Origin of the sequence: Oceanisphaera profunda (genome assembly GCF_002157895.1) — a bacterium.
GTDB classification, from domain to species: domain Bacteria; phylum Pseudomonadota; class Gammaproteobacteria; order Enterobacterales; family Aeromonadaceae; genus Oceanimonas; species Oceanimonas profunda.
Window position 1 is genome coordinate 2,136,830 of the sequence record NZ_CP021377.1, and the last position, 22,757, is coordinate 2,159,586.

A 22,757-nucleotide genomic window follows, 5' to 3' on the forward strand; every position below is an offset into this window, starting at 1 on the left:
CGCTAGCTCAAAGGGTGGGTCTTGGCTAAGATGCAGTTTCACCTTAATTAATAGGCGCGACTGCGGAGACGGATATGGCAAAGGCAAGTGAGATCAGAAAAGGCTTGGTTGTTGAGCTTGATGGCAAGTTACTGATGGTGCGTGATATTGATATGCAAACGCCCAGCGCCCGCGGTGGTGCTACCTTATATAAAATGCGCTTTACCGATTTGAGATCCGGTCATAAGGTAGAAGAGCGCTTTAAGGGCGACGATCAGCTCACTACTATAGAGCTGCAGCGCCGCACCGTGGTGTTGTCTTATGTGGATGGCGAAGAGCATATCTTTATGGATAACGACGACTTTAGCCAGTATCCGATTCGCAGCAGCGATATCGCGGACGAACTGTTGTTTCTAGATGAAAGTACCGTCGGTATTCAAGCTTTGCTGATTGACGGACAGATCATCGGTCTGGAGCCACCGCAAACTGTAGAAATGGAAATCATAGATACGGTGCCCGAGCTTAAAGGGGCGTCCGCCTCGGCGCGCACTAAGCCGGCCACCTTCGCCACCGGTTTAACCTTACAAGTCCCAGAGTACTTAGCCGTCGGCGATCGGGTACGGATCCATACCACAGATAAACGGTATGTGAGTCGCGCCGATTAAGCGCTGTATTCATCGTATAGCTAACAAACAAAGGCGCACCATGGCAAATATTCGGCTGTTGGCCAACTTAAACTGCGATCGGGTCTTGGCATTGGATGAGCCGCTCATTGCCGGCAGTCGTTTACAGTATCGGGATCAAGGCCGTCGCTTAGGCGGCGGTGCGGCCAATACTGGCATTGGTTTACTGTGGGCGGGCCATCAAGCGCGCATTTTATCGCGGGTAGGTAACGACGAAACCGGCGCTTGGTTATTAAAAACGGCCACAGAATTAGGCTTAGATATTAGCGAGGTGGAGCAATTTTCGGGCGAAACCGGCGAGCTATTGGTACTTGTGGACGGCGGCGGTGAGCGCACGATTTTGCGCCAACATCGGCGACCTGCGCTACCCAGCAAACTACCCAGTTCTATCGTCGATTGTTTATATGTTAATTACGAAGGCGCTGACGCGGCGGCGTATATGGCTGGCATGCTAGATCACACCTTAGTGGTTAGCCAATATCCGAAAGGCGGGCGCTGGTCACGGCCGTGTCAGATAATGATCGCCTCTTATGCCGACTTAAGTGCCGGCTTAAGTGCTGACTTGAGTGCCGGCCTAAGTGCTGACCTAAATGCAGACTCGAGCGCTAATGTGAATGCCAATCTAAATGCCGGACTCAGCGGTCATCAAGATAACCTCTGGCACCATGCCCAACAGTTGGCCGGCGACAGCCTGCAATGGTTGGTCGTTACCCGGGGTGAGCAGGGCGCCGAGGCATTTTCTGCGGAGCAGCATATTCAAGTGCCCGCACCTTTGGTTTCAGTGGTGGATGCCACGGGTGCTGGCGATGCCTTTGCCGGTGGTTTAATTCATGGCTTACTGGAGAAATTGCCGATGGCCAGCGCGCTCAATCAAGCCAGTCAATGGGCGGCGTATGCGTTATCGTCAACCAGCTCTATCCCCAGTGAGCGTCTCAAACACTACCTACATACGCAGGGCGGCATGCTATCCCGGGGCTGAATGTTGCGCCCTTCACTGTTAAGCTAAAGCTCGGTCCAGACCTTGAGTAACCAGCCTTGAATACCAGCGCCTTAAATAACAGTGTCATTATCTCCTTGCTCGGCCAGTGCTGGCGCTGGTCGGTATTCTTAATGTTTCCTTTGCTACTCGTGCTCTACGTGCAGTTTAGCGGTGTGGGCTTTGCTGACTTCGATAACGGCATCAATCAGCATAAGTGGCAGATTATCTTAATTTACCTGTTATATGTTTTATTGTGGCTGCGCTTTAATCGTCACGTAAAAGCCCTCCTCGAACAACGCAGGCGCTAACATGCTGACATTCCCTTTGATATGGCCTTATCTGGTAGCGGCGGGTGGTAGCTTGCTGCTCGGCTGGGGGTTGACGCGTTTAAGCTTAGGCACGCGCTTGCAGCTGTTAGCCCAGCAAGTACAACTATTAGTTCAGCAAGTGCAACAAGGACAAACCTTGTTGCAGGATAAACACCAAGAGCTGCAAGAAACGCGGCAAAAGCTGGAGCAGCAGCAGCAGCTGGTGCTAAAGATGAATGGTCGGCTCAAAGAATATGAAACCCTATTGCGCCAAGAGCGCCAGTGGGCGGCCGACAAGCAAGTGGAATTTGAAGCCAGCGAAGCCCGCGTCGCCCAGCAGTTTGAAAACTTAGCTCAGCGTATTTTCGAGCAAAAAACTCATAACTTTCGTGAACTTAACCAGCACAGTCTGGACGGCTTACTGACGCCACTGCGCGAGCAGTTAGACGGCTTTCGCCGTAATATTCAAGAAACCTACGCGGATGAAAGCCGCCAACGGCACAGTCTTAAATTTGAAATTGAACGCTTAGCCGAGCTGCATCAACAAATGAGTGCCGATACCACGGCCCTTACTCGTGCCTTAAAGGGCGATAGTAAGCAGCAGGGTAACTGGGGGAAGTGGTGCTGTCGCGCGTATTGTCGGAGTCTGGGCTGCGCGAAGGCCATGAATACAGCACACAACTCAGCCTAAATAATGCCGAGGGCAAACGCTACCAGCCAGATGTAGTAGTGCATCTGCCTCAAGATAAAGACATAATTATCGACGCTAAAGTTTCGCTTACTGCTTATGAACGCTACTACAACGGCGAGGATGCACAGGCGCGTGAGCAAGCATTGCGCGAGCATGTAAACTCGGTGCGTGGGCATATTCGCGAGTTAGGCCGTAAAGACTACCAACAGCTACAAGGGGTGCGCACCCTGGATTATGTGCTGATGTTTGTGGCGGTGGAGCCGGCATTTTTGGTGGCGGTAGAAGCAGAGCCCGGCTTAGTTAAATACGGGCTAGACAATAATATATTATTGGTGAGCCCCACCAACTTATTGGTGGCACTGCGCACCATAGAAAATCTATGGCGGGTAGAGCGACAAAATCAAAATGCCCGTAAAATTGCCGAATCTGCCGGTAAAATCTATGAAAAGCTGCGCTCTTTCACTGAAGACATGGAAGCGATGGGCCACTCTCTGCATAAGGCGGAAGACAGCTATCAGCGCGCCATGAAGAAATTGAGCAGTGGCCGTGGCAACCTGATCCGCCAAGCTGAAGCTTTTCGTGAACTGGGCGTTGAGGTAACTAAGCCCTTGCCTGAACACCTGCGCGAAGCCGCACGCAGTGAAGACCGCTTACCCGAAGCCGCGTTTAAAGACTAAAAAGGACAAGGGCCTAAGGGCTTATTTATAGTAAGAGCTCTCTTCGTTCAGACGATGGGGTTTGGCTCTTACCCATTAAGGCTTTTTTACTTTCAGATCTGATCACTATTGTTCCGACCCTTGTCTGTGCTTATCTGTAACAAAGAGGCGTGGCAAATAGGTTTTAGTCTTTGATTCCTAGAGCGAGATCCTGATGTTCATCAGGATGACGGCATAAACATAAAGCTCGCCTCGTTCAGGCTGAGTGCTTTTACTCGTCACCTTCACTCTTTACACCTCTCACCTCACCAGCAGTCTTAAATTAGCTCCGCCAAAACCTCGGAAATAACAACACCATCACCGTCATAATTTCTAAGCGCCCCATCAGCATGCCGATGGCTAATAACCACTTTGCGCTATCCGGTAAGCTGGCAAAGTTGCCGTTGGGGCCTATGGTGTCGCCGATACCCGGCCCGACGTTGGCCACTGCCGTCATGGCAGCGGACAGCGCTACTTGGGGGGCAATGACAGCAAAGCCAGCATTAATGCCAATAGCGCTATGGTGGCAAAATAGCCGAAAATAAAAGTGATCAGGGAGCGAACTATATCGTCGCTCACATGGCGGCCATTATAGCGCTGTCCGACCACGGCTCTGGGGTGGATCAGCAAGTAGAACTGCTTTTTAAAGAGCACCATGCCTACCTGAAAACGGAAAATTTTAAAGCCACCGGCGGTTGAGCCAGAGCAGGCACCGCACACCATCAGCAAGCCAAACAACAGCAGCGGAAAAGGCCCCCAGCCACTAAAATCATCAAGGCTATAACCCGTGGTGGTGATCACCGAGATTAAATTAAATAAGCCGATACGAATGGCATCCGGCCAAGCATAGCGGCCCGTTAGCCAAAGATAGGTGCTTAACACCAAAGCAGCACCCAACACTAACACCAAGTAGCCACGCACTTGGGCATCTTTAAACAGATACCAATGCTGTTGCTGCAGGCTATACACCATCAATAAAAAAGGCAGGCCGCCAATAAACATAAATACGATGGCCACCCAGTGCGCGCCCACCGAAAAATGATTCATCGATTGCTCGGTGGTGGAGTAACCGCCGGTGCTTAAGGTGGTCATGGCATGATTGATGGCCTCAAAGCCGCTCATGTCGGAGCCTGCGTAATAGCCGAGCATGCACATGACGGTGAGTATGATATAGAGCCAGACGATACGTTTGGCCATAGTCGCGGCGCGGGGTGCGCTTTTATCGGACCAGTCTGAGGATTCGGTTTTGAATAGCTTCATGCCACCGACGTTAAGGTTCGGCAAAATGGCGACCGCCGCCACGATAAAACCGACGCCTCCTAGCCATTGTAGTAGGGAGCGCCACAGCAAAATGGCGCTCGGCTGTTGTGCAAGATCCGTTAACACGCTGGAACCGGTGGTGGTCACGCCAGACATGGTTTCAAAGAAGGCGTCGGTAAAACTAATGTGGCTGATAAACACAAACGGCAGGGCGCCGAACACACAAACACACAGCCACACTAGGGTGGTGAGCAAAAACATTTCTTTCACTCTAAGGTGTACTTTTTCCCCTCGGCCGAGCAGCCAGAGGGAGAGTGCCGTGACGTGGGTGAGCAGGGTGGCCAGTAAAAACTCTTCAAACCCCGCGCCTTGGCCAAATAAGGCCAACAAGGCCGGCAGCCACATAAAGAGCGCTAATTTGGATAATACGGAGCCAAGAATAAAAGCGAGAGGTCTAATATTAAACATCTACACCTCTCGGCTGAATTCCTGCGCGACTAGAGGAAGAAGGGGCTGGGTTGGAACAGGCGCTCCACTTCAGGGATAAACTTCTTATCGACTAAGAATAGGATCACATGATCATTTTGCTCGATCACCGTTTGGTTGTGACCAATGATCACTTCATCACCCCGTACAATGGCGCCGATAGTGGTGCCCGGTGGCAATTTGAGGTCACCCACTTGGCGGCCCACCACCTTAGAGGTGGCACTGTCGCCGTGGGCGATGGCTTCAATGGCTTCGGCTGCACCACGGCGCAGTGAGTGCACGTTGACGATATCGGCGCGGCGCACATGGGTAAGGAGCGCGGAGATGGTGGCTTGCTGGGGTGAAATGGCCACATCTATGCTGCCGCCTTGTACTAAGTCGACGTAGGCACTGCGCTGAATTAGCACCATGGTTTTCTTGGCGCCGAGTTTCTTTGCCAGCATGGCCGACATAATATTGGCCTCGTCTTTATTGGTTACGGCAATAAAGACGTCGATCTGCTCGATATGCTCTTCAATCAATAATTCTTCGTCCGCCGCATCACCACAAAAGACGATGGTGTTTTCCAGCAATTCCGACAGTTGCTCGGCTCTTTTTAAATTGTGCTCAATCAGTTTGACCGAGTAATTTTTTTCTAAGCGCTTAGCTAGTCCCGCACCCACGTGGCCACCACCCACTATCATAATGCGCTTATAATCGCTTTCTACGCGCTGTAGCTCAGACATTACCGCACGAATATGGCCACTCGCCGCCACGAAGAATACTTCGTCATCGGCTTCAATAATGGTGGTGCCTTGTGGACGTATCGGTCTGTCTTGGCGAAAAATCGCCGCCACTCGAGTATCAATGCCTGGCATATGATCCCGTAAGCTCGATAACGCGTTACCCACTAATGGGCCGCCGTAATAGGCTTTAATGGCCACCAAGCCGACCTTGCCTTGGGCAAAGTCCACCACCTGTAATGCGCCCGGATACTGAATTAACCGATAAATATATTCGGTCACCAGCTGCTCAGGGGCTATCAAGTTATCTACCGGCAATGCCTCATTAAGGAACAAGCGCTCCCGTTCTGCTAAAAACTCCGGTGCGCGAATGCGCGCTATCTTATTGGGCGTATTAAATAACGAGTAGGCGACTTGGCAGGCAATCATGTTGGTTTCATCGCTGCTGGTCACCGCCACCAGCAAATCTGCATCTTGAGCACCGGCATCGCGTAGCACGTTCGGGTAAGCGCCATGGCCGTTAATCACCCGTAAGTCGTACTTGTCCTGCAATTCGCGCAGCCGCTCGGCGTTAGTATCAACGACCGTGATGTCGTTATTTTCACTGACCAATATTTCGGCTAAGGTGCCGCCCACTTGGCCTGCGCCCAAGATGATGATCTTCATGCTAATTTACTTGTTTTTTTAGTGAGCTTGGCATAATAAAAACCGTCGCCTTGCTCGAGCGCCGGCAAAAGCTGCCAGCCCGGTGTGGCAGGCGTATCATCAGCATGCAGTGCTATATGCTGCGCATCTGGCGTGCGGCTTAAGAAAGCGATGATTTGTTCGCTGTTTTCATCGGGTAAAATAGAGCAAGTGGCATATAACAGCGTGCCGCCGGGTGCTAACTTTAACCACAATGCATCCAGAATTTGTGCCTGCAGCTTGGCTAATTGGGCGATATCTTCGGCGCGGCGCAGCCATTTAATGTCCGGGTGACGGCGAATAACGCCAGTCGCAGAGCACGGTGCGTCGAGCAAGATGCGGTCAAAATTTTCACCCTGCCACCAAGTATCAGGCGCTGCCGCATCGGCTTCTATAACCGTGGCCTGCAAACCCATGCGATCTAAATTTTGATGCACTCGTTTTAAGCGCTCGCCGTCCAGATCTACGGCCACTAATTCTTTTACGTCAGGTTGGCGCTCTAAAATATGCGCCGTTTTACCACCGGGTGCCGCGCAGGCATCCAATACCAGCTCACCCGTTTGGGCATCGAGTAACTGAGCCGCCAATTGGGCCGAGGCGTCTTGCACCGAGCTTGCCCCTTGCTCAAAGCCGGGCAATAACGTCACATCTAACGGGCGGCCTAAACAAAGCGCGCTGTCTGCGATTGCGTCTGGCGTGGCGCTAATGTCTGCGGCGGCTAACATGGCCAAGTAGTCTTCGCGACTGTGTTGGCGTTGATTTACGCGGATCCACATCGGCGGATGCTGGTTATTGGCGGTGAGAATCTCTTGCCACTGCTCGGGATAGGCCTGCTGAATACGCTTTACCAGCCAATTAGGGTGTGCCAAGCGTAGCTGAGGTAGTAAGTCGACCTTGGTGGTGAGCTCTGCTTCTTGGCGTTGTACGTTGCGCAAAATACCGTTCACCATGCCTTTAAAAGGCTCTGCTTTCAGTATTTTGCAGGCGTTGACGGTTTCGGCCAGTGCCGCATGGGGCGGAATGCGGGTATACAGTAGTTGATAGATGCCAACCAAAACTAGGGAATGCACTACACGGTATTTACCCTTGAGCGGCTTTTCTAATAAGGGCTTGGTGATGGCATCCAGTCGGCTATACCAACGCAAGGTGCCAAAGCACAGCTCTTGTAACAGGGCGCGGTCTTTGGCGGCGACGTCTTGCTGATAGCGGGGCAGTAAGCTGGATAAGGACTGACCTTGGTTAAGCACCTGATGAATGATATTGGCTGCGGCGGCACGGGTTTTCATAGAGTTACCACGAATGTTTAAGGGTGTTGAGGCGAGAGCCATATTTAGCTGAGAAATGTGCCTAGCTGAGAGCGATACCTCGCTAGGCATTGTGCCCTAATAAGAGTCCTGCTTAGTTAAGCACTTAATACCTAGCTAAGAACGGCGCCTACTTGAAACCAGTCTTTACGCGCATTGAGCAAATCCTGACAGCTCATGGCTTTCTTGCCGGGCGGTTGTAGGCTCAGCAAACGCAGTACTCCATCACCGGTGGCCACATCGATTCCCGCCTTACTGGCGCTAATGATAGTACCGGGTGCAGCACTTATTTGTGTGGACTCAGGGCTGTGCGATGTAAGATCAGCATCGGTTAGCACTTGGCTTTGCCAGACTTTAATATTGTGCTCGCCCACTAAGAAGTAGCTAAACGGCCACGGGTTAAAAGCTCGTACGCAACGCTCAATGTGCGTCGCGGATTGTTGCCAATCGATGTGCGCTTCTTCTTTAGAGAGTTTCTCGGCGTAATTCGCCAACGCATCGTCTTGCACCACTGGCTTAGCTTGGCCATTGGCAATCACGGTCAGACTTTCCAATAATGCGCTTGGGCCAATCTCGGCTAGCTTTTCATAGAGGCTGGCGGAAGTGTCAGAGGCTTCAATTGGCAAGCTGGCGATGTGCAGCATGTCGCCGGTGTCCAAGCCCTTGTCCATCTGCATGATGGTGACACCGGTCTCCGCGTCGCCGGCCCAAATGGCGCGCTGAATGGGTGCAGCACCCCGCCAGCGTGGTAACAAAGAACCATGCACGTTAATGCAGCCCAAACGCGGCGCATCCAATACCACTTGGGGCAAGATCAAACCGTAGGCCACTACCACCATAATGTCCGCATTCAGTGCGGCTAATGTTTGTTGGGCTGTTTCATCACGCAAGCTTGGCGGCTGTAATACCTGAATACCGGCCAGCTCGGCGGCCACTTTAACCGCACTCGGGGTTAATTTTTTACCGCGGCCAGCGGGGCGATCCGGTTGGGTGTAAACCGCCACCACCTTATGTTCAGAACCCAGCAAAGCCTGCAAATGGCGGGCAGCAAAATCCGGCGTACCGGCAAAGATAATATTGAGTGAGCTCAAAAGGCGTCCTTATGATTGCAGTTCTTGGGCTTCTTGCTTGGTCAGCTTTTCCATTTTTTGGCGAATGCGCTGGCGTTTTAACGGCGACAAATAATCCACAAACAACTTACCAATCAAGTGATCCATTTCATGCTGAATACAGATAGCGAGTAGCTCATCGGCTTCAAACTCAAAGGTCTCGCCTTGTAAATTTTGGGCGCGCACCTTAACAAATTCGGCTCTTTCTACCAGCGCACGCGCGCCGGGTACCGACAAACAGCCCTCTTCAATACCGGTGCTGCCGCTTTGCTCCAAGATCTCCGGATTGATCAGCACCAGTTGTTCCGCTCTGTCTTCGGAAACGTCGATCACGATTAAGCGCTGATGAATATCCACCTGGGTCGCAGCTAGGCCTATGCCTTCTTCTGCGTACATGGTTTCAAACATATCATCTACAATTTGGCCTAAGGCAGGCGTGAATTCGGTGATGGGCTGGGCCACGGTACGCAGGCGCTCATCGGGGAAACGTAATACAGGTAATAATTTTGCCATAACAAATAAACTCTTTTATCTATCGATATTGGTACTATTTTAGCCATGTCGGCGCACAAAAAACAGCAAGAGTTAACAACAGCGCCAGCTAACTAAAAAATCAGGGTCAAAACGGTGCTGATTGCAGCCTATTTAGGCATTAACTCAGATCTTTGCTTGATAAGCATGGCCATACTTATGGATGAGGTGGCAAATGACGGCATCAAGGTTAACACAACACCCACTATTGCCTTGGTTGGCTCTGCAGCACACTCACGGCATAGGTCCGGTGCGCGCCCTTAAGCTCTACCAAACTTTAGGCGAGCATTGGTATCTGCCAGAAAATCTTCAGCAAACCAAATTAAGCACCGAGCAATTAAGCCAGTTACAAACTGCGCACTTTGAACTACTTGAACCTATATTGGCGTGGCAGCAAGCTGCGTCTAATCGTCATATTCTCACCTGGGATAATCCCGATTATCCGGCGCAACTAAAAGCCATACCGGCGGCACCCTTGATATTATTTGTGGAAGGCGAGCTTAACGCCTTAACCCGACCGCAGATTGCAGTGGTTGGCAGTCGTCATCCCTCTTATGTGGGCAAAGAAAACACCAAAACCTTGATCCCGGCCTTGGTTGAAGCCGGCGCCATTATCACCTCTGGCCTAGCACTCGGCATAGATGGGCTTAGCCATCAAGCAGCCTTAGACGCGGGCGGCATTAGTTTAGGCGTGCTGGGCTCGGGCTTAGCTAAGGTGTATCCCAAGCGCCACCTACGCTTGGCCACTGAGCTAATAGCGTCGGGAGGTGCGTTAATTTCCGAATGTTATCCGTGGATAGGGCCGCTGGCGCATCACTTCCCACGGCGTAATCGCATTATTAGCGGCTTAAGTTTGGGGGTGTTAGTGATGGAAGCGGCCGAGCGTAGTGGCTCGCTGATTACGGCGCGTTACGCCCTAGAGCAAGGGCGCGAGGTGTTTGCCATTCCGGGGGCTTGGCAAAACCCGTTGGCGTGGGGCTGTAATCAACTGATCCAGCAAGGAGCTAAATTAGTATTAAGCGCCAATGATATATTAGAAGAGCTAAATGTATTTTCAGTGGCAGAGGTCAAAGTTCTTGCTGCAAATTCAGGCGAATTATTGCCTTATCCGGAGTTGTTGGATAACGTAGGACTAGAGGCAACGGCGTTAGATGTGATTGTAACCCGTTGTCAGCAGCCGGTGCAGGAAGTGCTTATTCAGTTGGTCGAACTGGAGTTGGCTGGCTGGGTAGCATCTGTACCCGGGGGTTATGTCAGAGCGAGGAGGGGATGATCATGTTCGAGGTACTCATGTACTTATTCGAAAGCTACATCCACACCGATGTAGATACCATGGTAGAACAGGATGAACTCGCCGATGAATTAAGCCAAGCAGGCTTTCAAAAGCAAGAGATCCTCAAGGCGCTAGCTTGGCTAGAACGTTTGGCTGAGTTACAAGAAGCAGAAGAAACACCTGCTTGGGCTATGTCTGAACCCGGCTCATTTCGTATTTACACGCAAGAAGAGATGTTTAAAATCGACGCAGAAGGCCGAGGCTTTTTGTTGTTCTTAGAACAGATCCAGGTCTTGAACGCCGCCACTCGCGAGATAGTAATTGAGCGACTAATGGAGCTGGATCCGCCCGAGATCGAGTTAGATGATCTGAAGTGGGTGGCCATGATGGTGCTGTTTAATGTACCGGGTGGCGAGTCCGCTTATCACCAACTGGAGGAGCTTATTTTTGAGCAACCAGAAGGGGCGGTTCACTGAACGGCGCCGCGCTGATAGAATTGCAGTAATGCATTCGGAGGCGCGGTATGTCGAAAATCGATTCCAGTCTATTTAGTACCAAAGAAATGGCTCCTGAGTGGGAGCAGTCCCCTTGCCCCCAATGTGGTGCGGCGCTTGAGTTACGCCATGGAAAACATGGCGCTTTTCTTGGCTGCGTTTCTTATCCTACCTGTGATTATCTGCGGCCACTGAAAGTGGTTGAACCGGATCAAGACATCGAAAAAGTGCTTGAGGGCAGCGAATGCCCGCAATGTCAGCATCCGCTCGCACTTAAAAAAGGCCGTTTTGGTCTCTTCATTGGTTGCACTCATTACCCCGAGTGCCATCATATCGCCGATATTAACGACCAAGGCGACGCCGAGCCCAGCTGTCCCATGTGCAATAAAGGGCTATTGGTAGCCAGAACCTCCCGTTACGGCAAACGCTTTTATGCCTGCAATCATTATCCCCAATGTCGCTTTATCAGTAATGATAAGCCGGTGGCACAGGCGTGCCCAGACTGTGGCTTTACCATCTTGGTGGAGCGCAAAGGCCAACTGCATTGCCCGAAAAAAGGCTGTGGTTATCATCAAGCACCGCCTGTTGAAACGCTCTGATATCGCACTTTTTAATGACATACAGGGCTAAGGAATTAATACACTGATGAACGCGAATAACCTGCATTTAGCCTTAGAGCAATTGCGCCAAGGCGGCGTGATTGGCTATGCCACTGAAGCCGTGTTTGGTTTGGGCTGCGACCCTGATAATGGGGCCGCCGTGCACCGCTTGCTGGAAATAAAACAGCGGCCGATTGAAAAGGGACTAGTGCTGGTGGCGGCTGATATGAGTCAGTTACTGCCTTATTTAGACTTGAGTCAACTGCCCGAAGGACGCTTGAGTGAGATCCTCAATACTTGGCCTGGGCCCAATACGTGGGTCATTCCTGCCAAACCGGAAGTACCCACTTGGCTTAAAGGGCGCTTCGACTCACTGGCGGTACGGGTAAGTGCGCATCCCCAAGTGCACGATCTCTGTTTAGCCTTTGGCAAGCCACTGGTGTCCAGCAGTGCCAATATTGCCGGCCAGCCGCCGGCGCGCACCGCCGAGCAACTTACACTGCAGTTGGGCGATAAGCTGGATTATATTTTACCTGGCATCACCGAAGGGCGGGCTAACCCTTCTTTAATCCGCGATGGCAGTACCGGCGCCGTGTTGCGTCCGGCTTAAGCTAAGTACGGCTTAAGCTACGTCCCGCCTGAATTTGAACTTTGAGAGAGAAATCAATGAGCACTCAACCTGATATCCAGGCCGTGAAAGCCTTTTTATTACAGTTACAAGATAATATTTGTGCCGGCTTAGCGGCGGCCGATGGTACTGGCCAATTTATTGAAGACAGCTGGGATCGCGCCGAAGGCGGTGGTGGCAGAAGTCGCGTGATGCGCCATGGCAGCGTCATTGAGCAAGGCGGCGTTAACTTCTCTCATGTACATGGCGATGCCATGCCAGCCTCGGCCACGGCGCATCGCCCTGAGTTGGCAGGTCGCTCGTTTGAAGCCATGGGCGTATCACTGGTGATCCACCCGCACAATCCGCATCTGCCTACCAGTCATGCCAACGTACGCTTTTTTATTGCCGAAAAAGAAGGGGCGGATCCGGTGTGGTGGTTTGGTGGTGGTTTTGACTTAACGCCTTTTTATCCGGTAGAAGAAGACTGCCAACATTGGCATCAAGTATCCCATGACTTGTGCGCGCCCTTTGGTGAGCAGGTGTATCCAGAATATAAAAAGTGGTGTGATGATTACTTCTACTTGAAGCACAGAGATGAAACCCGTGGCGTGGGTGGCTTGTTTTTCGATGACTTAAATCAGTGGCCGTTTGAACGCTGCTTTGAATTTATGCAAGCGGTCGGTAACGGCTACTTAGATGGCTATCTGCCGATTATCGAAAAGCGCAAAGACACGCCTTATACCGAGCAAGAACGTCAGTTTCAGCTCTATCGTCGCGGCCGTTATGTAGAATTTAACTTGGTCTACGACCGAGGCACGCTGTTTGGTTTGCAAACTGGCGGGCGCACCGAATCTATTTTAATGTCGATGCCACCGCTGGCGCGCTGGGAATATGACTTTCAGCCAGAGCCGGGCACCAAAGAAGCCAAGTTAAATGACTTCTTGGTGCCCAGAGTCTGGATTTAATCCTCAACGGCTTGGGGGGCGAACAAGGAGACCACTTGATCGATTAAACCTTGGCGCTCCCCACCGGGTAAATAAGCCGCATAAACTTCGCGACTAATAGACGGCGTATCGGCCACTACAAACAGCTGTTCTTGCTGCTGGTAAGTATTAATCATGGAGCTGGGTAAGAAAGTGCTGCCCCCATGATGCAGTAAATACTCAAGCGCAATGCGCACCGAGCCCGTATGTAAGATGGGTGGCGTGCTGGCATTAAACAGCTTGGCATGCTGGGTGTTAAACGCCGTGCCCCAGTCGATGCGGATATAATCTTCCGCCATCGCCTTTGCCGTATCTAAATGTTGATGCGACGACACCAGTTGCAGCTCCATGGTGTGAATAGCCACATGGTGCACACCTTCAATGCGTGCCGGATCCGTTAAAAAAGCCAAATCCAGAGTACGACTCAAAAGAGCGCGGGTCATTTGCTCAGGCGTGCGAATATCGGCGCGCAATGACAACGCCGGCAGCTCGCAATACAATCGATGTAAGCCCTCTTGCAGGTAAGCGTCCCACAAGTTGGCGGTGCCAGCCACCGCCAGTTGCTGAGTTTGCCGTTCGCTCAATGCCACTTCATGTTGCGCCCGTGCCCAAGCGAGTAGCATGGACTCCGCATGAGGAATAAGTGCATCACCGGAAGAAGTGAGCTGGATATTATTGCGCAGCCGCGTAAAGAGCGTTACGCCCAGCTGACTTTCTAACTGGCGAATGCGAAAGCTGACCGCCGACGGCGTCAGGTACAGATGCTCCGCTGCTTTGCCAAAATGGCGAGTGCGCGAAACTTCTAAAAAGGTTTTTAACAGTTCAGTATCCAATGCGAGCCACAATATTTTTGTTCGTTAGCGCAAAATCTATTCGTTTTGGTAATTTTTGCAACCAAAAAATGTATGTACTGGCAATATCAGTGCATTTACCGTCTACTTAAGACTCAATAGTGTTTAATTCAGCCGTTACACCGTCAGCGAGAGCAAACATCATGGACAGATATGCCGTTATTGGGCACCCCATCAAGCACAGCCAATCTCCGTTTATCCATCAGCAATTTGCCGAGCAAACGGAGCAAACGCTTGAATATCAGCGCCTGCTCGCTCCGTTAAATGGCTTTGCCGATAGTTTGCGTCATTTTGCAGCCGAGGGCGGTAAAGGTTGCAATATTACGGTGCCGTTCAAGACTCAAGCCTTGGACATCGCCGATGAACTGACTCCCAGAGCTGAGCTGGCGGGCGCGGTGAATACACTGCATTTACTGGCTGATGGGCGTTGGCTCGGCGATAACACCGATGGCGCAGGTTTAGTGATGGATCTCAAACGCCTCGGCTTTACCTTAAGCGGCGCTAAGATCTTATTGTTAGGCGCAGGCGGTGCGGCACGAGGTGCGCTGGCACCATTATTAGCCGAGCTACCGGCACAAATAGTGATTGCTAATCGCACCCCGGCGCGCGCCGAAGAGTTGGCTCAGCATTTTGCCGAGCTCGGCAATATTAGCAGCGCACCGCTTGAGGAACTGGAACAGTCCTTTGATATCATCATCAACAGTACGTCCGCCAGTTTACAGGGCGAGACGCTATCCTTAAGTGAGCAGGTGTGTCATCCCGACACCCGTGTTTACGACATGATGTATAGCGCGACAGAAACGCCGTTTCTGGCCTGGGCTAGAGAGCAAAAGCTTGAACACCGATATGACGGCTTAGGCATGCTGGTCGGTCAGGCCGCCGAAAGCTTTTATATCTGGCGCGGAGTGCGGCCTGAAGTGATGCCGGTACTCGAGGCGTTGCGTGAGCAGTTAGCGATTCCCGTATAAAGGAGTGGCACATGAATCAGGATATCATCGTTAATGACGATCTTAATTGGCAGCCAGAACAGCAAAGGCTAACTTTTACTGCCCAGTGGTTTGGCGGCCAAATCATCTGCTACCTGAATTTATCCCAACTCGAACATCTCACCGGACAAGTGTTAGTCGATGAAGCCAACATTATGCTGGCCTTTGAGTCAGTACGCTTTGATATAGAAGAGCAGGTGAGCGAGCTTGTTGGTCAAGAAGCCTTTAGTCCCGATGGCAGCTTATTGTTATAAGCGCAGCCTGTAGGTTTTATTCCTCACTCTCTTTCAGATATTCGTCTTTTAGGCGTACATAGTTAGCGGCGGACTCAGAAAAGAAGGCTTTCTCTGCCGTCGTTAATGGTCGCACTTGCCTAGCAGGGCTACCCATATATAAATAGCCCGACGCCAATTGCATACCTGGCGGTATCAAACTACCAGCACCGACCATCACCTCATCGGCAATGTTAGCCCCATCCAGCACAATTGCTCCCATACCGATCAACACTCGATGACCAACAGTGCAGGCATGTAACATTGCCTTATGGCCAATTGTCACCTCATCACCTATTAATAAGGGCAGGCCAGTAGGCAATGTCGAGCTTGGTCGTGATACATGCAACACGCAACCATCTTGAATATTAGTGCGCGCACCAATACGAATACGATGCACATCCCCACGCGCTACCACCAACGGCCAGATACTCGAATCGTCACCTATCTGAATATCGCCATACAAAATCGCCGACGCTTCTACAAACACACCCCGAGCCAATTCGGGAGTGATACCGTTATAACTTTTCAGTGCTGTCATCATGAACACCTAAACTCGTAAATGAAGATATAACAGAGTAGCGGCTTCTATATAAGAAGCACAGCTACCAGCAGCAACCCATCAGCGCGATTAACCCTTAGAGAGATCCCTTCTATATATAAGCAGTACGTTGAGCTGCGCTAGCCATGCCATTCACAGCACCAGCCCTTATTCAGACCTCGGTTCTATCTGATACAAGTATTGATCCTCGGTCGATCGCTACTTTAGGTGTGCTCTTCATCCTTTATTCATCATTTTCTACGGTTTTATACCTTCTCCTCACTCCTTACCTCTCACTCCTTTCTGTCTTAATGTGCATAACTCTGTGGGTATCTTGTGCGCTTGCTGGGTGTTTGAGCAGTCAGTCATTAAAGTGTCATTTATCGTCAGAAACACCTTGCGCTAAAAACTCAGATCTCTATACTCGCCACCACTGACACGGGGCAAGGCGCTCACGGTCACAAGGGTTTGAAGAGAACAGAAATTAAGTTCAAACAAACACTTGACGAACACTGAGGTTTGCGTAGAATACGCATCCCTGACCTGAGATAAGGTCAACGCTCTTTAACAATTTATCAAGCAAACTGTGTGGGCACTTAGCAGCACGTTGAGAACAAAATAATATTGTTTTTCAATGTCTTGCAAAGTGTACCTAGTAATAGATATATCAGTAATTCATTGAGCATCAAGTCTTTAATTGAAGAGTTTGATCATGGCTCAGATTGAACGCTGGCGGCAGGCCTAACACATGCAAGTCGAGCGGTAACAGAGAGTAGCTTGCTACTTTGCTGACGAGCGGCGGACGGGTGAGTAATGCTTGGGGATCTGCCCAGTCGTGGGGGATAACCATTGGAAACGATGGCTAATACCGCATACGCCCTACGGGGGAAAGGAGGGGACCTTCGGGCCTTTCGCGATTGGATGAACCCAAGTGAGATTAGCTTGTTGGTGAGGTAATGGCTCACCAAGGCGACGATCTCTAACTGGTCTGAGAGGATGACCAGTCACACTGGGACTGAGACACGGCCCAGACTCCTACGGGAGGCAGCAGTGGGGAATATTGCACAATGGGGGAAACCCTGATGCAGCCATGCCGCGTGTGTGAAGAAGGCCTTCGGGTTGTAAAGCACTTTCAGTGGTGAGGAAAGGTGTGAGCTTAATACGTTTACACTGTGACGTTAACCACAGAAGAAGCACCGGCTAACTTCGTGCCAGCAGCCGCGGTAATACGAGGGGTGCAAGCGTTAATCGGAATAACTGGGCGTAAAGCGCACGCAGGCGGTTTGTTAAGCCAGATGTGAAAGCCCCGAGCTCAACTCGGGAACTGCATTTGGAACTGGCAAACTAGAGTCTTGTAGAGGGGGGTAGAATTTCCAGTGTAGCGGTGAAATGCGTAGAGATTGGAAGGAATACCAGTGGCGAAGGCGGCCCCCTGGACAAAGACTGACGCTCATGTGCGAAAGCGTGGGGAGCAAACAGGATTAGATACCCTGGTAGTCCACGCTGTAAACGATGTCAACTTGAAGTCTGTGTCCTTGTGACGTGGGTTTCGGAGCTAACGCATTAAGTTGACCGCCTGGGGAGTACGGCCGCAAGGTTAAAACTCAAATGAATTGACGGGGGCCCGCACAAGCGGTGGAGCATGTGGTTTAATTCGATGCAACGCGAAGAACCTTACCTACCCTTGACATACAGCGAACTTTCCAGAGATGGATTGGTGCCTTCGGGAACGCTGATACAGGTGCTGCATGGCTGTCGTCAGCTCGTGTCGTGAGATGTTGGGTTAAGTCCCGCAACGAGCGCAACCCTTATCCTTTGTTGCCAGCGCGTAATGGCGGGAACTCAAGGGAGACTGCCGGTGATAAACCGGAGGAAGGTGGGGACGACGTCAAGTCATCATGGCCCTTACGGGTAGGGCTACACACGTGCTACAATGGCGCGTACAGAGGGAAGCCAACCAGCGATGGTGAGCGGATCCCAGAAAGCGCGTCGTAGTCCGGATTGGAGTCTGCAACTCGACTCCATGAAGTAGGAATCGCTAGTAATCGTGGATCAGAATGCCACGGTGAATACGTTCCCGGGCCTTGTACACACCGCCCGTCACACCATGGGAGTGGGTTGCAAAAGAAGTAGGTAGCTTAACCTTCGGGAGGGCGCTTACCACTTTGTGATTCACGACTGGGGTGAAGTCGTAACAAGGTAACCCTAGGGGAACCTGGGGTTGGATCACCTCCTTACCTTAACTTAACGTCTGTTGAGTGTTCACACAGTTTGCTTGATAAAAAAGAGTGACTTAAATCGCATGGGCAAACGCTGCTGGTGCGATTTTTTGCCCTCAGGTCGATGGTTTTAACCACGTACTGAGGGTAAAGAAACGGTTTGGGTCTGTAGCTCAGTTGGTTAGAGCGCACCCCTGATAAGGGTGAGGTCGGTGGTTCGAATCCACCCAGACCCACCAAATCAATCTCCTACGTCGTCATAAGACTCGTCGTTTAGCAGGCTAAACTTCCTCATCTTATACCTAGTATTAGAATGATTTGGTGACACGCTGAATATTATGCGAATGATATAAAGCGAAACACAAAGCTAAGAACTAAATGGGGCTATAGCTCAGCTGGGAGAGCGCCTGCCTTGCACGCAGGAGGTCTGCGGTTCGATCCCGCATAGCTCCACCATTTAGTGCTAACGAATAAAACAAACCGAAGTCAGACATCAAAGTAATACGCTGTATACAGCTTACTCCTTTGATTTCTAACGAAGTCACGCTCTTTAACAATCTGGAAAGCTGATAGAAATAATTTGTAGTTCTTGATACGCAAGTGTCTTAGAAATTCTTGGCGAAATATAGTTGTAAGCATCAGTCACTGATGCAAGCGACCCCGCTTAGAGAATTGTTTTTATACAGCCTGAAGTTTACTTATTATAAGTGAGCATTTAGGCAGGTCGCAGCGCAGCAAGTTCTAGGCATTACTTGAACGAGTGCTTGAGCATAGTTTTCTATGTGATAGCACGAGTAAGAGTAATAACGACGAAATTGCAAAGCCGCGACAGCATAAAACACACTTCTTGGGGTTGTATGGTTAAGTGACTAAGCGTACACGGTGGATGCCTTGGCAGTCAGAGGCGATGAAGGACGTGCTAACCTGCGTTAAGTACGGATGAGCTGGTAAGAAGCGCTTGAGTCCGTAATATCCGAATGGGGAAACCCACTCTACTTAGTAGAGTATCGTAACGTGAATACATAGCGTTACGAGGCGAACCGAGGGAACTGAAACATCTAAGTACCTCGAGGAAAAGAAATCAACCGAGATTCCCCTAGTAGCGGCGAGCGAACGGGGACCAGCCCTTAAGCTGTTTATGATGTAGTGGAATGGTCCTGGAAAGACCAGCCGTAGTGGGTGATAGCCCCGTACACCAAACGTCATTTACAGTGAAATCGAGTAGGACGGGACACGTGATATCCTGTTTGAATATGGGGGGACCATCCTCCAAGGCTAAATACTCCTGACTGACCGATAGTGAACCAGTACCGTGAGGGAAAGGCGAAAAGAACCCCTGTGAGGGGAGTGAAATAGAACCTGAAACCGTGTACGTACAAGCAGTGGAAGCCCACTTGTTGGGTGACTGCGTACCTTTTGTATAATGGGTCAGCGACTTAATTTTAGTAGCAAGGTTAACCGTATAGGGGAGCCGTAGGGAAACCGAGTCTTAACTGGGCGAATAGTTGCTAGGATTAGACCCGAAACCCGGTGATCTAGCCATGAGCAGGTTGAAGGTTGAGTAACATCAACTGGAGGACCGAACCCACTAATGTTGCAAAATTAGGGGATGACTTGTGGTTGGGGGTGAAAGGCCAATCAAACCGGGAGATAGCTGGTTCTCCCCGAAATCTATTTAGGTAGAGCCTCGGACGAATACTTGCGGGGGTAGAGCACTGTTTAGGCTAGGGGGTCATCCCGACTTACCAACCCTATGCAAACTCCGAATACCGCAAAGTACTATCCGGGAGACACACGGTGGGTGCTAACGTCCATCGTGAAGAGGGAAACAACCCAGACCGCCGGCTAAGGTCCCAAAGTCATAGTTAAGTGGGAAACGAAGTGGGAAGGCTCAGACAGCCAGGATGTTGGCTTAGAAGCAGCCATCATTTAAAGAAAGCGTAATAGCTCACTGGTCGAGTCGGCCTGCGCGGAAGATGTAACGGGGCTAAACTATGCACCGAAGCCGCGGATGCACTCTTTATTGAGTGCGTGGTAGGGGAGCGTTCTGTAAGTCTGCGAAGGTGTGTTGTGAAGCATGCTGGAGATATCAGAAGTGCGAATGCTGACATGAGTAACGATAATGGGGGTGAAAAACCTCCACGCCAAAAGACCAAGGGTTCCTGTCCAACGTTAATCGGGGCAGGGTGAGTCGACCCCTAAGGCGAGGCCGAAAGGCGTAGTCGATGGGAAACGGGTTAATATTCCCGTACTGACGTGTACTGCGATGGGGGGACGGAGAAGGCTAAGTGGGCCAGGCGTTGGTTGTCCTGGTGAAAGGGTGTAGGCAGTGTGTTTAGGTAAATCCGGACGCACAATGCTGAGGCCTGAGACGAAATCGCTACGGCGGTGAAGTCACTGATGCCCCGCTTCCAGGAAAAGCCTCTAAGCTTCAGGTACACGTGAATCGTACCCCAAACCGACACAGGTGGTCGGGTAGAGAATACTAAGGCGCTTGAGAGAACTCGGGTGAAGGAACTAGGCAAAATAGTACCGTAACTTCGGGAGAAGGTACGCTGAGGCATGTGAAATCCCTTGCGGATGGAGCGTGACTCAGCCGCAGTGACCAGGTGGCTGGAACTGTTTATCAAAAACACAGCACTGTGCAAACTCGCAAGAGGACGTATACGGTGTGACACCTGCCCGGTGCTGGAAGGTTAAATGATGGGGTTAGCCTTCGGGTGAAGCTCTTGATTGAAGCCCCAGTAAACGGCGGCCGTAACTATAACGGTCCTAAGGTAGCGAAATTCCTTGTCGGGTAAGTTCCGACCTGCACGAATGGTGTAATCATGGCCACGCTGTCTCCACCCGAGACTCAGTGAAATTGAATTTGCGGTGAAGATGCCGTATACCCGCGGCTAGACGGAAAGACCCCGTGAACCTTTACTATAGCTTGGCACTGAACATTGGCCCTACATGTGTAGGATAGGTGGGAGGCTGTGAAACGATGACGCCAGTTGTCGTGGAGCCATCCTTGAAATACCACCCTTGTATGTCTGATGTTCTAACGTAGGCCCCTTATCGGGGTTGCGGACAGTGCCTGGTGGGTAGTTTGACTGGGGCGGTCTCCTCCTAAAGAGTAACGGAGGAGCACGAAGGTTGGCTAAGTACGGTCGGACATCGTACGGTTAGTGCAATGGCATAAGCCAGCTTAACTGCGAGACGGACAGGTCGAGCAGATACGAAAGTAGGTCATAGTGATCCGGTGGTTCTGTATGGAAGGGCCATCGCTCAACGGATAAAAGGTACTCCGGGGATAACAGGCTGATACCGCCCAAGAGTTCATATCGACGGCGGTGTTTGGCACCTCGATGTCGGCTCATCACATCCTGGGGCTGAAGTCGGTCCCAAGGGTATGGCTGTTCGCCATTTAAAGTGGTACGCGAGCTGGGTTCAGAACGTCGTGAGACAGTTCGGTCCCTATCTGCCGTGGGCGTTGGATGATTGAGAGGAGCTGCTCCTAGTACGAGAGGACCGGAGTGGACGAACCCCTGGTGTTCGGGTTGTATCGCCAGATGCATTGCCCGGTAGCTACGTTCGGAATCGATAACCGCTGAAAGCATCTAAGCGGGAAGCGAGCCTCAAGATGAGTCATCCCTAGGGCTTTACGCCCTCTAAAGGGCCGTTGGAGACTACAACGTTGATAGGTTGGGTGTGTAAGTGCAGCGATGCATTGAGCTAACCAATACTAATTACCCGTGCGGCTTAACCATACAACACCCAAGAAGTGTGAGACCTTGCGGTCGAGAACAAACAAATTATTCAAGTTAGCGTGCTTAAACAGTACGACAACTACAAACCAGCTTTCCAGATTACAATTTATGCCTGGCGGCCATAGCGCTGTGGAACCACCTGATCCCATGCCGAACTCAGTAGTGAAACGCAGCCGCGCCGATGATAGTGTGGCAGCTGCCATGTGAAAGTAGGTCACTGCCAGGCAACCAATTAGTAGGGTCGATATTTCTGCAAAGAGCATTCGACCAAGAAAAGCCCAATACTCATGTGTTGGGCTTTTTCATGTCTGTATTTTAAAAAAAGTGAAGGGTGAAGCGTAAGGGGTGAAGGGGACAAGCCAAGACAGACACCGTCTGTGGTAGGCGAACGTTTACTCTCGCATTTCGCCGTAGGCGGAACTTCTTTTTCAGTGCTTCGCGCTCCGAGCTCTGCCTTTTATACCAAACGCACTAAAGAATCGTTCTATTTAAGATCGACATAAAAACCCCATTACATAGCTAACTAAAGCAGGCTTCTACAAAAAGCGTGTGTTGTAGTCCACTCGTATAGATGACTTCGGTGGTCCTGCGAAGCAGGGGGGCTTTAATAACAAAATTCAAACCGTGCCGATACTCTTTGCCTAGCAACAAGGTGGGCACACTACAAAAAACAATCACATTAAATCCAGCTGCAAGGCTGGCCAAATAATTAATACGATTGGTAGTATTTCAGCGTTCAGCTGAAA

At 50.9% G+C, this 22,757-nt stretch carries 18 protein-coding genes, 2 tRNA genes, 3 rRNA genes and 1 pseudogene; 16 read left to right on the forward strand and 8 right to left on the reverse strand.

Features of this window, described 5'->3' with window-relative positions; all coding sequences use genetic code 11:
- The first annotated feature begins 74 nt into the window (after positions 1 to 74).
- From efpL to rmuC, 4 genes and pseudogenes are all read left to right on the forward strand, one after another.
- Positions 75 to 644, forward strand: coding sequence for an elongation factor P-like protein EfpL (gene efpL, locus CBP31_RS09325; protein ID WP_087036648.1), 570 nt, complete (start codon positions 75 to 77; stop codon positions 642 to 644).
- Positions 645 to 684: 40 nt separating this feature from the next.
- Entirely contained in the window at positions 685 to 1,641 is a 957-nt protein-coding gene (locus CBP31_RS09330; protein WP_087036651.1) for a PfkB family carbohydrate kinase, read from the forward strand.
- Positions 1,642 to 1,697: 56 nt separating this feature from the next.
- Positions 1,698 to 1,949 carry a hypothetical protein gene (locus CBP31_RS09335; RefSeq protein WP_087036653.1) on the forward strand — a complete coding sequence of 84 codons (252 nt, stop codon included), beginning with the start codon at positions 1,698 to 1,700 and terminating at the stop codon, positions 1,947 to 1,949.
- A gap of 4 nt (positions 1,950 to 1,953) precedes the next feature.
- Positions 1,954 to 3,317: pseudogene (gene rmuC / locus CBP31_RS09340) on the forward strand (DNA recombination protein RmuC).
- Positions 3,318 to 3,618: 301 nt separating this feature from the next.
- Here rmuC and CBP31_RS15855 read toward each other — a convergent pair.
- From CBP31_RS15855 to def, 6 genes are all read right to left on the reverse strand, one after another.
- Positions 3,619 to 3,792: a potassium transporter TrkG gene (locus CBP31_RS15855; RefSeq protein ID WP_265414948.1), complete on the reverse strand. Its 174-nt coding sequence runs from the start codon at positions 3,790 to 3,792 to the stop codon at positions 3,619 to 3,621.
- Positions 3,793 to 3,806: 14 nt separating this feature from the next.
- Positions 3,807 to 5,063 (reverse strand): TrkH family potassium uptake protein, encoded by a 1,257-nt coding sequence (locus CBP31_RS09345; RefSeq protein WP_265414949.1) that lies wholly within the window; start codon positions 5,061 to 5,063, stop codon positions 3,807 to 3,809.
- Positions 5,064 to 5,092: 29 nt separating this feature from the next.
- Positions 5,093 to 6,469 carry a Trk system potassium transporter TrkA gene (gene trkA / locus CBP31_RS09350; RefSeq protein WP_087036656.1) on the reverse strand — a complete coding sequence of 459 codons (1,377 nt, stop codon included), beginning with the start codon at positions 6,467 to 6,469 and terminating at the stop codon, positions 5,093 to 5,095.
- Complete coding sequence (gene rsmB / locus CBP31_RS09355) at positions 6,466 to 7,773, reverse strand: 16S rRNA (cytosine(967)-C(5))-methyltransferase RsmB (RefSeq protein WP_087036658.1); 1,308 nt, start codon at positions 7,771 to 7,773, stop codon at positions 6,466 to 6,468. Before rsmB ends, trkA begins: the two co-directional genes overlap by 4 nt.
- 131 nt (positions 7,774 to 7,904) lie before the next feature.
- Positions 7,905 to 8,882: a methionyl-tRNA formyltransferase gene (fmt, locus tag CBP31_RS09360; protein ID WP_087036660.1), complete on the reverse strand. Its 978-nt coding sequence runs from the start codon at positions 8,880 to 8,882 to the stop codon at positions 7,905 to 7,907.
- A 9-nt stretch (positions 8,883 to 8,891) separates the two neighbouring features.
- Positions 8,892 to 9,413 carry a peptide deformylase gene (gene def, locus CBP31_RS09365; protein WP_087036662.1) on the reverse strand — a complete coding sequence of 174 codons (522 nt, stop codon included), beginning with the start codon at positions 9,411 to 9,413 and terminating at the stop codon, positions 8,892 to 8,894.
- A 193-nt stretch (positions 9,414 to 9,606) separates the two neighbouring features.
- On the opposite strand from def, the gene dprA reads away from it, so the two are divergent.
- Genes dprA through hemF form a run of 5 tightly spaced genes read left to right on the forward strand, consistent with a single transcriptional unit; the run spans position 9,607 to position 13,372 of the window.
- Positions 9,607 to 10,704, forward strand: coding sequence for a DNA-processing protein DprA (gene dprA / locus CBP31_RS09370; RefSeq protein ID WP_087036665.1), 1,098 nt, complete (start codon positions 9,607 to 9,609; stop codon positions 10,702 to 10,704).
- 2 nt (positions 10,705 to 10,706) lie between these two features.
- Positions 10,707 to 11,180 carry a DUF494 family protein gene (locus CBP31_RS09375; protein ID WP_087036668.1) on the forward strand — a complete coding sequence of 158 codons (474 nt, stop codon included), beginning with the start codon at positions 10,707 to 10,709 and terminating at the stop codon, positions 11,178 to 11,180.
- Positions 11,181 to 11,227: 47 nt separating this feature from the next.
- Positions 11,228 to 11,797 (forward strand): DNA topoisomerase family protein, encoded by a 570-nt coding sequence (locus CBP31_RS09380; protein ID WP_087036671.1) that lies wholly within the window; start codon positions 11,228 to 11,230, stop codon positions 11,795 to 11,797.
- A gap of 46 nt (positions 11,798 to 11,843) precedes the next feature.
- Complete coding sequence (locus tag CBP31_RS09385) at positions 11,844 to 12,407, forward strand: Sua5/YciO/YrdC/YwlC family protein (protein ID WP_087036673.1); 564 nt, start codon at positions 11,844 to 11,846, stop codon at positions 12,405 to 12,407.
- Positions 12,408 to 12,463: 56 nt separating this feature from the next.
- Entirely contained in the window at positions 12,464 to 13,372 is a 909-nt protein-coding gene (gene hemF, locus CBP31_RS09390; RefSeq protein WP_087036676.1) for an oxygen-dependent coproporphyrinogen oxidase, read from the forward strand.
- On the opposite strand, the gene hdfR is transcribed toward hemF, so the two are convergent.
- Entirely contained in the window at positions 13,369 to 14,223 is an 855-nt protein-coding gene (hdfR, locus tag CBP31_RS09395) for an HTH-type transcriptional regulator HdfR (protein WP_227874984.1), read from the reverse strand. The genes hemF and hdfR overlap by 4 nt on opposite strands.
- 161 nt (positions 14,224 to 14,384) lie before the next feature.
- Between hdfR and aroE the strand changes: the two genes are divergently transcribed.
- Both aroE and CBP31_RS09405 read left to right on the forward strand, forming a co-directional pair.
- A complete protein-coding gene (gene aroE, locus CBP31_RS09400; protein ID WP_087036681.1) occupies positions 14,385 to 15,209 on the forward strand; it encodes a shikimate dehydrogenase in 825 nt (274 codons plus the stop codon).
- Between the two features lie 11 nt (positions 15,210 to 15,220).
- Positions 15,221 to 15,481 carry a DUF1488 family protein gene (locus CBP31_RS09405; protein ID WP_087036684.1) on the forward strand — a complete coding sequence of 87 codons (261 nt, stop codon included), beginning with the start codon at positions 15,221 to 15,223 and terminating at the stop codon, positions 15,479 to 15,481.
- A 16-nt stretch (positions 15,482 to 15,497) separates the two neighbouring features.
- Here the strand turns inward: CBP31_RS09405 and CBP31_RS09410 are convergent, their stop codons facing one another.
- Positions 15,498 to 16,043: a gamma carbonic anhydrase family protein gene (locus CBP31_RS09410; protein WP_087036687.1), complete on the reverse strand. Its 546-nt coding sequence runs from the start codon at positions 16,041 to 16,043 to the stop codon at positions 15,498 to 15,500.
- 691 nt (positions 16,044 to 16,734) lie between these two features.
- Here CBP31_RS09410 and CBP31_RS09415 point away from each other — a divergent pair.
- The 5 genes from CBP31_RS09415 to rrf all read left to right on the forward strand — a co-directional run bounded on the left by CBP31_RS09415 (position 16,735) and on the right by rrf (position 22,237).
- Positions 16,735 to 18,277: ribosomal RNA gene (locus tag CBP31_RS09415) — 16S ribosomal RNA — on the forward strand.
- A 144-nt stretch (positions 18,278 to 18,421) separates the two neighbouring features.
- Positions 18,422 to 18,498, forward strand: a tRNA-Ile gene (locus CBP31_RS09420).
- A 141-nt stretch (positions 18,499 to 18,639) separates the two neighbouring features.
- A tRNA-Ala gene (locus tag CBP31_RS09425) sits at positions 18,640 to 18,715 on the forward strand.
- 403 nt (positions 18,716 to 19,118) lie between these two features.
- A 23S ribosomal RNA gene (locus CBP31_RS09430) occupies positions 19,119 to 22,011 on the forward strand.
- Between the two features lie 111 nt (positions 22,012 to 22,122).
- A 5S ribosomal RNA gene (gene rrf, locus CBP31_RS09435) occupies positions 22,123 to 22,237 on the forward strand.
- The 16S, 23S and 5S rRNA genes sit together here with 2 tRNA genes alongside, the layout of an rRNA operon.
- Positions 22,238 to 22,757 lie beyond the last annotated feature (520 nt).